Origin of the sequence: Acinetobacter sp. UBA6526, from assembly GCF_002434875.1 — a bacterium.
In the GTDB taxonomy this organism is placed as follows: Bacteria; Pseudomonadota; Gammaproteobacteria; order Pseudomonadales; family Moraxellaceae; genus Acinetobacter; species Acinetobacter venetianus.
Window position 1 is genome coordinate 1,899 of sequence record NZ_DJLC01000190.1, and the last position, 1,165, is coordinate 3,063.

The window sequence follows — 1,165 nt, forward strand, 5'->3', positions numbered from 1 at the left end:
TTGTTCCTGATACGTTTTTGCGTTGGCAATCACCTGCTCTTGTGATAACGGCGGACGCGTTGCACTTTTGCCCGTTGGGTCACCGATCATCGCAGTGTAGTCACCAATCAAGAAAGTTACTTCATGACCAAGGTCTTGGAAAGTTTTTAACTTATTAATAAGTACGGTATGTCCTAAGTGTAAATCTGGAGCCGTTGGATCAAAACCTGCTTTCACACGGAGTGGGCGATTCTCTTTTAATTTCTTCAGTAAATCTTCTTCAGAAATAATCTCATGCGTGCCTCGTTGAATGAGAGCAAGCTGTTCTTCGGCGGGCAAGAAATTTGACATCACAAAACCTAAACACATCAGTTATTCAATTTGTGCGATATACTAACATTTTTTCAGCATCTTGCAGGGGAAGTTGTACATGAGCGCAATCTATATTGGTGTAATGACAGGCACGAGCATGGATGGTGTTGATTTTGTTGCAGCTTCATTTGAACCTCTAATCATTCATGCGACTTTAACACTTCCATTCGAGCCAGAGTTACGTGATGAGTTAATGGCGTTAACATTACCTGATGACAATGAAATTGACTGCATGGGCAAGGCTGATGTGACCTTAGCGCAAATGATTGGTCATGGCATTAATCAACTTATTGAAAATAACAAGCTCGACCGAACTCAAATTAAAGCCATTGGTTCACATGGGCAAACCATTCGCCATCGCCCTGAACATGGTTTCACGCTACAAATCGGCGATCCCAATATTATTACTGAGATTACTCAGATTCCTGTTGTATCAGATTTTCGTCGTCGTGACATGGCGGCAGGCGGTCAAGGTGCTCCATTGGTACCTGCTTTCCATCAAGCCTTGTTCCAACATGACAGTATCCACCGTGTCATTCTCAATCTCGGTGGAATTGCAAATGTGAGTATGCTACCAGCTAATAATCCTGAAGCCGTTTACGGCTTTGATACAGGTCCAGCTAATATTTTGATGGACGCGTGGTGCCAACGTCATACAGGTCATCCTTATGATGAAAACGGCGACTGGGCCGCGTATGGTCAACCAATTCGTTCATTGCTAGATCGTTTACAAACCCACGAATTCTTTGCAATCGAACCACCCAAAAGTACGGGTCGAGCAGACTTTAATCTTGAATGGCTTGATGATCAAATG

2 protein-coding genes are annotated in these 1,165 nt (G+C 43.3%); one reads left to right on the plus strand and one right to left on the minus strand.

Annotated elements, in window-relative coordinates:
• The coding region (gene tyrS, locus B4237_RS13035) for a tyrosine--tRNA ligase (RefSeq protein WP_414632349.1) at window positions 1-330 on the minus strand (330 nt) is incomplete at its 3' end.
• A 79-nt stretch (window positions 331-409) separates the two neighbouring features.
• On the opposite strand from tyrS, the gene B4237_RS13040 reads away from it, so the two are divergent.
• Window positions 410-1,165 (plus strand): anhydro-N-acetylmuramic acid kinase (locus tag B4237_RS13040; protein ID WP_286943484.1); only part of this gene is annotated, 756 nt, incomplete at its 3' end.